The sequence below is a fragment of the Micromonospora mangrovicola genome (genome assembly GCF_047200535.1).
Taxonomy (GTDB): Bacteria; Actinomycetota; Actinomycetes; order Mycobacteriales; family Micromonosporaceae; genus Micromonospora.
Genome location: NZ_JBJZOG010000090.1, coordinates 19,718 through 27,340, shown reverse-complemented (window position 1 = coordinate 27,340; position 7,623 = coordinate 19,718). Strand labels below are relative to the sequence as shown.

The following is a 7,623-nucleotide window of genomic DNA, read 5'->3' as shown; positions in this document are numbered from 1 at the left end:
CCCGGCTCGGGGGGAGGAACGGCTACCGGGCGCCGAAGGTGTCGTACCGGATGTTGCCCGGCGGGACGTCGTCGGCGGCGAGCGCCCGCAGGGTGGCCCGGACCATGGCGGCCGAGCCGGAGACGAAGCAGTCGTGGGCCGTCCACGGGCCGTACCGGGTCACCACGTCGGAGATGTCGCCCAGCTCGCCGTCGAAGCCCAGGGCCTCGCTGCACGCCGGAGTCACCGACAGCCACGGGTGCGCCGCCACCAGATCCTGAAGACCGGGCAGGCCGTACAGGTCGTCGGGGCGGCGGGCACCGTAGAAGACGTGCACCCAGCGGGTCCGGTTGACCCGGGTCAGCTCCTCCACCAGCGCCTTGATCGGCGCCAGTCCGACCCCGCCGGCCACGCACAGGATGTCCCGGGTGGATGACCGGTCCAGCGTCATCGACCCCATCGGCGCGGCCACCCGCAGCAGGTCGCCCGGCTTCGTCCGGCGGACCAGCGCCCCGGACACCCAGCCCGCCGCCCCGGCCGGCGTGCGCACGTGGAACTCCAGCACGTTGTCGTCGTTCGGGGCGTTCGCCACCGAGTACGTCCGCCACACCCGCGGGTGACAGCGCGGCGCCTCCACGCTGACGTACTGGCCGGCCTGCCAGCGCAGCGGCTGCTGGAGAGCGCGGACGGTCAGCACGGCGGTGTCCGGACCGTGCCGTTCGTGGGTGAGCACCTCGGCGTGCCAGAACGGCGGGTTCTCGTCCGCCGCCGCGCCGGCGAGCATCCGCTCGCAGATGCTCGCGTACGCCTCCCGCCACGCCTGGTCGTACTCCAGGTTCCAGCCGTCCCCGGCGGTGCAGCGCAGCGCGTCCAGCAGCGCGACGCCCATGGTCTCGTAGTGGCCGGCCTCGACCTGGTACTTCCGGTGGTCCCGGCCCAGCGCCCGCAGATACGCGTCGAAGCTCTCCGGATCGCCCACGGTCTGGGTGGCGGTGACGATCGCCTCCAGGATCCGGTCGCCCTGCCCGCTCATCTGCACCGGGAAGAGCTTGCGTAGCTCGGGGTCGAGGAGGAACAGCCGGGCGTAGAAGTGACCGCTCAGCCGTTCGCGCTCCTCCTCGACCAGGGTCCAGCTCTCCTTCAGCAGTCGGGCGAAGTTCTCCACCGGGGCACGCTCCTTCTCCTGACGGGCGGATCGGCCCCCATAGAATCTCCACGCAGCGTGCCCGCCGGTCGCACAGAATGTGCGACCGCCTCACCTGAATGCCGAGGTGATGTCGACGGGCCCCGGTCTGCGGCACAGTGGTCCAGTGACGATTGACGAGCTCACCCGCCCGGTGTCCCGCCGGACCCTGGGCACCGAGACGCTCCTCGTGCTCGGCCTCTCCCTCGGCCAGTCGGCCGTGTACGCGCTGGTCTCGCTGATCGCCAAACTCACCGCGGCGGAGCCGCTCGCCAAGCAGACCGCCGCGCTGAACACCTCCGCGTCGGCCCGTCCGTACCTCGATCTGACCTACCAGCTCCTCGGGATCTGCTTCGCGTTGCTGCCCGTGCTGCTCGCCGTACACCTGCTCGCGCGGGACCCCGGCGACCCGGCGCGGACGCTCGGGGTGGACCTGACCCGGCCCGGGTCGGACCTCGCCCGGGGCGCGGGCCTGGCCGCGCTGATCGGACTGCCCGGGCTGGCCCTGTTCTGGGCGGCGGCACACCTCGGCATCAACGCCACGCTGGTTCCGGCCGCCCTGCCGCACCTCTGGTGGGCGGTGCCGGTGCTGATCCTCGCCGCCGTGCAGAACGCCGTGCTCGAAGAGGTGATCGTGGTCGGCTACCTGGTCACCCGCCTGCGGCAGCTCAACTGGCGGTTCGGCGCGGTGCTCGCGGCCAGCGCCGTGCTGCGCGGGTCCTACCACCTCTACCAGGGCTTCGGAGCGTTCGTCGGCAACGCCGTGATGGGCGTGATCTTCAGCCTCTTCTACCTGCGTACCCGGCGGGTGGCCCCGCTGATCGTCGCGCACACCCTGCTCGACGTGGTCGCCTTCGTCGGCTACGCGCTGCTGCCGAAATCCTGGTTCGGCTGGCTCTGACCCCCGCCGCGCAGCCCCCGCGCGGCGGCGCCCCCTCGCGGCGGGCGCGCTGGCGGCGCCCCCTCGCCGCGGCGCGGGATGCGGCAACTCGCGGAATCCGGGCCGAGGGAAGGGCCGGGACACCGCATCCCGAGTAGATCAAGGTCGACCCGCGGCCCGGCGGTGCCGGGTCAGCGGGCGCGGACCGGTCGGTAGAGGCCGGTCGCGCGAGCAGCCAACCGCTCGGTGGCGGCCGCGTCACCCGCCGCCGCGGTCAGCACCGCCGCCCCCGGCAGCAGCCGTGCCGCCAGCCGCAGCCCCAGCCAGCCACCCGCCTGGGCGGCCAGCGGCGTTGCCAACCGCCACGCCGCCTCGGCCGCGCGCGGCCACGGCCCGCCCACCGGCGCGCCCGCCGACCGCACCGCGTCCAGCGCCGCACGGGCCGTGCCGACGTCCGGGTGCACCTGGGTCAGCATCAGCAGCTCGGCCACCCGGTCCGGGTGGCCCGGGTCCCGGCCGTAGACCGCCGCCAGGTGCAGGACCAGATTGGCCTGGGTCCAGAGCACAGCCGCCAGCTCGGTCACCGGCGCGAGCAGTCCGGTGCCCGCGGCCAGCGCCCCGCCCGTACCGGCCAGCCGGACGAACCGTCGGGTCGCCAGCCGGGCCAGCCCGTCGGCACCCGCGTCCGGGTACGCCTCGCGGGTCCGTCCGGCCCAGTCCCGGGCCCGCGGTCCGAGTTCGTCGACCGCCGCGAGGGCCAGCAACTCCGGCGCGAAGCCCGGATGCCCGAGGACCCGCGCGGCCACCGCCCGCCAGCCCGCCCCGGAGGTACGCCCCGACTCCGGCTCCCTGCTCACGGCACCCGGCCGGTCCAGGTCCGCTACGGCACGCCCTGGCTCCGGCACGGCCCCGCCGATCCCCTGGTGCATCGGGGTGGGCTCAGCTTCGGGGGTGGCTGCGGCGGTCGCGTCGTCCAGGTCGGTGTGCTCCAGCTTGTCGGCGACCTCGGCGACCTCGGCGACCTCGGCGACCGGTCCGTCCTGCTCACGAACCGTTGGCGGGGCTTCCTTCTTCGCCCGGGTGGCCCTCTTCGACGGCGCTGACGCCTTCGTCGGGGTGGCCTTCTTGTTAGCGGCGGCCTTGGTGACGGCTGTCCTGCGGGACCTCGTGGTCGCGGGCGGCGCCGTCTCGGGAGTGGCGGCGGTGGCACCGGCCGTACTCACCGGTCCGGTCGGCTCGTCGGCGGGCGGCGCGGCGTCGGCGCGATCGACCGGTTCGGGACCCCTGGGGCCGGTGTCGCCGGCCCGCTCGGCCCGGCCGGTGGCGGCCTCGACGGTCGCCGGGCCGGGGGTGGTGTCGGTCCCGGTGGCCGCTTGAGCCTGGATGGCGCGGCTCACGCTGGCCGGCTCGCTCCGGCTGGCGTCGGCGGTGGCCGGTGTGGTGTCGGCCGCAGCTGTCCCGCTGTCGATGATCACCGGACGCCGGGCGGCGGACGTGATGTGTCCGGCATCACCGGCTGCCGCCGCAGGCTGACCGGTCCGATTTCGCGCGGCCGGGGCGGCCTTCTTCGCGGGCGGGGTCGCCTTCCTGGCTGCGGTGCGCTTGGTCGGCCGCGCGGTCGCCGCGCCGGTGCCCGGCACCTCCTCGACCGGCTCCGCGGGCCGGCGGGCGCGGGTGGCCTTCCGCGCGGCCGGACCGGCGTCGCCCAGAGCCGGGACCTCGTCCGAGGTCCCGTCGACAGACGGGCGGGGCCGCGGCGCGGCGGCCGGGGCGGGCCCGCCGGGCGTCCGGCCGGGATCACCGGGCGGCGGCCCGGTCAGGGTGGGGTCGGGCGGCTGGAAGAGCACGATCGGCGCGGCCTTCGCGCGACGCGGCTGGGGTGCCGGGTCACCGTCGGCGCCCGCCTGGTCGGCGGGGGGTGTGGGGGCCGGTGGCGGGGTGAACGTCGGCTTGGTGGAGCGGCTCCGCCGGGCGCTGGCGGCGGGGTCGCGGCGGGGCGGATCGCTCGGCGGCTGCTCCTGCATATCGATGGAGCGTAGTCCGGGACGTGGCGTCGCACACGGGGAGAAACGCGGCGGGTGGCGGGTAGGTCGGTAGTCGCTTTGCCCCGGGCGGGCACGGACCTGTATCCTCGGGCGCGGTGGCCTCCGGGCCACCAGGGAGACTTCGCCTAGTCTGGTCTATGGCGCCGCACTGCTAATGCGGTTGGGGTTTTAAAGCCCCTCCCGGGTTCGAATCCCGGAGTCTCCGCGCGAAAGCCGGTTGTGTAGACTGGCCGAGCAGCAAGCGCCCGTAGCTCAACGGATAGAGCATCTGACTACGGATCAGAAGGTTAGGGGTTCGAGTCCCTTCGGGCGCGCAGAGCAGAAAGCAGCCCCCGACCAGCCGAAATGGCGAGGTCGGGGGCTTCCTCGTATCCGTCCTCGGTTCGGTGCGGCTGTGGGAGCCACGCCGGGAGCCACTGGCCGCCTCACTGACCGAACAGCGCACGAGACATGGCCTCCGCAGCCGAACGGCGGTCACCTTCCATCAAATGCCCGTACACGTCCTTCGTGATCGCAATTGACGTGTGTCCGAGCACTCTTGAAACGACGTGCAGCGGGGTGCCCTGAGCCAGCATCAGAGAGGCCCCGGAATGGCGGAGCTCGTGGGGTGCCAGTGCCCGAGCCCGGCACGCTTGCACAGCGCCGAGAGCCGATGGGAGAAGTTGTCCGGATCCAGCGGCGTGCCGACCTCGCTCGGAAAGACGAGGCCGTGATCCTGCCATGCCTCGCCGGCTGCCAACCGTTCCTCAGTCTGCCGAGCCCGATGCCGGCGCAGCAGCTCCACTAGCTGAGGCGTGAGGTACAGCGTTCGCCGGGAGCGTCGCGTCTTGAGTTCGCTGACCACCAGGCAGGTTCGCCGGCCCGCCGCCGGGTCACGCTCCTTGATCCGCTTGACGCTGTGCGACACCAGTAGCGTGCCGGCCGCCCAGTCAAGGCGGCCCGCAAGCGGGCCGCGCCGGCCGCGCTCGGCCTGCTGGCGGCGTAAGCGCCGGCATCGGCCGGCGCGCCGGCCGATTGCAGACTGCCCCAGTACCCGGAACGTTGCCTCCGGCGGGGATCTTCGACAGAGATGGGGCCGCCCACCTTCGCCCCGTGGACGCGACCACCGTGAGTCCGGGCGAAGCCGGGCAGCAGGCCCGTTCCACGGTGTGCGGGCGCACGGCGGAGATGGGCTTGAGGCAAAGGAGCGGTATGTGCAGAGGTGTTGTCCTCAGCGATCTTCCGGCCAGTTCAAGCCAGCGCGATCTGACCGGCCAGTTCGGGCGGACCGGACAGTACTGCGCGGAGCTTGTTGATTTGCGGGAACTTACTTCTCCTGCCTCGACCCATAGGCTCGCTTCCGAGAGGCCGTGCGGAGGGCCGAAGTTGCAGGTGCTACTGCTTCGGAGGACGGGTAGACGCGCAGCGGTGGCGGGTGTTGTTCGACGACCTGATGTTGACGGTCGGGCAGGTTTCCGCAGGCCCAAGCCGCGTCGCCCGGTGCGTGACTTCGTCCGAGGGCTGCTGGCGCCCTTCACTGCTCCTGACGGGAACCGGGACGTGAGCCGCGGACAGTTATCACGTGTGGAGATGAATGTGCGCCATCGGGTTCGCCAGGGGGATCCTCAGGCGTTCCGTGAACTGTTCGACGCGCACGTGCGCGCCGTCTACAACCATGCCTTCCGGCTGATCGGTGACTGGTCGGCGGCGGAGGACGTGGTGTCGCTGACGTTTCTGGAGGCGTGGCGGCTGCGCGAACGGGTCGACATCGGTGATGCGGCCGGCTCGCTGCGGCCCTGGCTGCTGGGCATCGCCACCAACGTGGCGCGCAACGTGCGTCGGGCCGCGCGGCGCCACGAGGGTGCGCTGGCGCGGTTGCCCGATGCCAAACCGGAACCGGACTTTGCCGAGGGCGTCACCAGCCGGCTGGCCGACCGCGAGCGGCTGGCCCGGGTGGTGGCGGCGCTGCGGTCGTTACGGCGCGCCGAGCGTGAGGTGCTGGCGTTGTGTGTCTGGTCGGGCCTGGACTATGCGCAGGCTGCGGCAGCACTGGACATACCGGTTGGCACGGTCCGCTCCCGGCTCTCCCGGGCCCGCAGGAAGCTCACCGCACTCATCGCCGGGGGTGTTGTGGAGCCTCAGCGGATGCGGCGGGAACCGCCGGCCCGCCCCGGACAGGTAACAGTCGACCGCGACAACGCGGTCCGGTTCGTTCAGGAGATCTGATGGATATGACCCCGAACCAGCCCGCCGGCGATGACCGTGACGAGGTGGCCAGGCTGCTGCCGGAACTGGCGGAGGTTGATCTACCGGGCGGCCGCCAGCGCCAACTTCAGGAGTTTCTGATGAGCGAGATCCAGCGGGACCAACGCGAGTCCGTCGGGGCGGCCCGCCGGGTGCAGCGGCGGCTCCTTTTCGCCACCGCGGGCTTGGCGGCCGCCGTTGTCGCCGCCGTGGCAGTCGGTACCGGGGCCCTGCACACCGGCACCGTGCCCGCTGGCAGCCTGCCCACTGACACCACGCCGCAGCACGCGGCGCAGAACCCACCGTCGAAGCACGCCACGGCCCCCGCGTTCGAGCTGGCCGCCCAGTATGCAGCCGCGCAACCGTACACGCCGCCCCGCCCGGACCAGTGGGTCTACGTCAAGGACCAAAAGAGCAACCCGAGTTCGATCGCCAAGGACAAGGGCCAGCGGCAGGACGAGAACACCGAGGTGTGGCGCAGCGTCGACGGCTTGAAGATGGCCGAATGGAACCCCGACACCGGCAAGTTCGACACGTGGACGCAAGACAATGGTTACCCCGAGGCGGTCGCGCTGCCCACCGACCCGGGCAAGCTGCTCGATGCCGTCCGCAGGCAACTGCAGCATGAGGCTGGTGGTGGCGTACCAGCACGCGTCAGACCATCGGATGACATGGACAACCTTCTGTTCGGCCGCCTCGCGATGATTCTAGAGGGCAACGTGCTCCCGCCACGGGTCGCGGCGGCGCTGTGGCGGGCGATCGGCATGGTTCCTGGGGCTACCCAGGAGCCGGGGACGGTCATGGTCAACGGGCGGCCGGTGGTGGCGGTCGGCCGCGTTCAGGAGGGTTGGCGCTTCGAGCAACTTTTGCTGGATGCCGGCACGCACGAGTTCGTCGGGTACCGCTCCGTGGCGGCCAAGGATCACACGTTCACGTCGCCCACGGGGCCCATTCGGATCGAGCGGGGTGAGGTTCAGTTCACCATCACCCGGGTGGCGGCGAAGTTTGTCGACAAGGCCGGCCAGACCGGCTGAAGTCCAGCATCCGGCGCACCTGGGGGGTGACGGCATGGCGCGGATAGACCTGGCCGCCGAGCAGATCGACTGGTCACGCGGGTAAGACCCTATCGGCAAATGACCTTAGGAAGATGTCCACCGCCCACCGGGTCGGGCCATTAGCGGGGCCACTACGCCTGGCCGGACTAGGTCACTCCAGGCCACCCGGAGGCCTGCCGACCTGGCAGTGGCATCGGTTGCCAGCGGATCTTGTACGGTTCCCAAGCTGCCAGTCTGTGACCCCCGCCGCAGCACGAC

At 72.2% G+C, this 7,623-nt stretch carries 7 protein-coding genes and 2 tRNA genes; 5 read left to right on the top strand and 4 right to left on the bottom strand.

What is annotated here, in order from left to right; genetic code table 11:
- Nucleotides 1–22 precede the first annotated feature (22 nt).
- The gene (locus tag ACL02O_RS26725) at nt 23–1,144 is read right to left on the bottom strand and encodes a globin domain-containing protein (RefSeq protein WP_412820921.1); all 1,122 of its coding nucleotides are present in this window, start codon (nt 1,142–1,144) and stop codon (nt 23–25) included.
- Nucleotides 1,145–1,289: 145 nt separating this feature from the next.
- Here ACL02O_RS26725 and ACL02O_RS26720 point away from each other — a divergent pair, with 145 nt between their 5' ends.
- On the top strand, nt 1,290–2,063 hold the full coding sequence (locus ACL02O_RS26720) for a CPBP family intramembrane glutamic endopeptidase (RefSeq protein ID WP_412820920.1): 774 nt from the start codon (nt 1,290–1,292) through the stop codon (nt 2,061–2,063).
- A gap of 170 nt (nt 2,064–2,233) precedes the next feature.
- On the opposite strand, the gene ACL02O_RS26715 is transcribed toward ACL02O_RS26720, so the two are convergent.
- Nucleotides 2,234–4,066 carry a hypothetical protein gene (locus ACL02O_RS26715; protein WP_412820919.1) on the bottom strand — a complete coding sequence of 611 codons (1,833 nt, stop codon included), beginning with the start codon at nt 4,064–4,066 and terminating at the stop codon, nt 2,234–2,236.
- 135 nt (nt 4,067–4,201) lie between these two features.
- Between ACL02O_RS26715 and ACL02O_RS26710 the strand changes: the two genes are divergently transcribed.
- Both ACL02O_RS26710 and ACL02O_RS26705 read left to right on the top strand, forming a co-directional pair.
- Nucleotides 4,202–4,292 (top strand) — tRNA-Ser (locus tag ACL02O_RS26710).
- 36 nt (nt 4,293–4,328) lie between these two features.
- Nucleotides 4,329–4,401 (top strand) — tRNA-Arg (locus ACL02O_RS26705).
- A 111-nt stretch (nt 4,402–4,512) separates the two neighbouring features.
- Here ACL02O_RS26705 and ACL02O_RS26700 read toward each other — a convergent pair.
- Together ACL02O_RS26700 and ACL02O_RS26695 are read right to left on the bottom strand one after the other, a co-directional pair.
- Nucleotides 4,513–4,662, bottom strand: a complete 150-nt coding sequence (locus tag ACL02O_RS26700; RefSeq protein ID WP_412820918.1) for a hypothetical protein — start codon at nt 4,660–4,662, stop codon at nt 4,513–4,515.
- Nucleotides 4,662–4,994, bottom strand: a complete 333-nt coding sequence (locus ACL02O_RS26695) for a hypothetical protein (RefSeq protein ID WP_412820917.1) — start codon at nt 4,992–4,994, stop codon at nt 4,662–4,664. Before ACL02O_RS26695 ends, ACL02O_RS26700 begins: the two co-directional genes overlap by 1 nt.
- Before the next feature lie 662 nt (nt 4,995–5,656).
- Between ACL02O_RS26695 and ACL02O_RS26690 the strand changes: the two genes are divergently transcribed.
- Both ACL02O_RS26690 and ACL02O_RS26685 read left to right on the top strand, forming a co-directional pair.
- Nucleotides 5,657–6,292, top strand: coding sequence for an RNA polymerase sigma factor (locus ACL02O_RS26690; RefSeq protein WP_412820923.1), 636 nt, complete (start codon nt 5,657–5,659; stop codon nt 6,290–6,292).
- The gene (locus ACL02O_RS26685) at nt 6,292–7,344 is read left to right on the top strand and encodes a CU044_5270 family protein (protein WP_412820916.1); all 1,053 of its coding nucleotides are present in this window, start codon (nt 6,292–6,294) and stop codon (nt 7,342–7,344) included. The genes ACL02O_RS26690 and ACL02O_RS26685 overlap by 1 nt, the downstream gene beginning before the upstream one ends.
- The last annotated feature ends 279 nt before the right edge of the window (nt 7,345–7,623 follow it).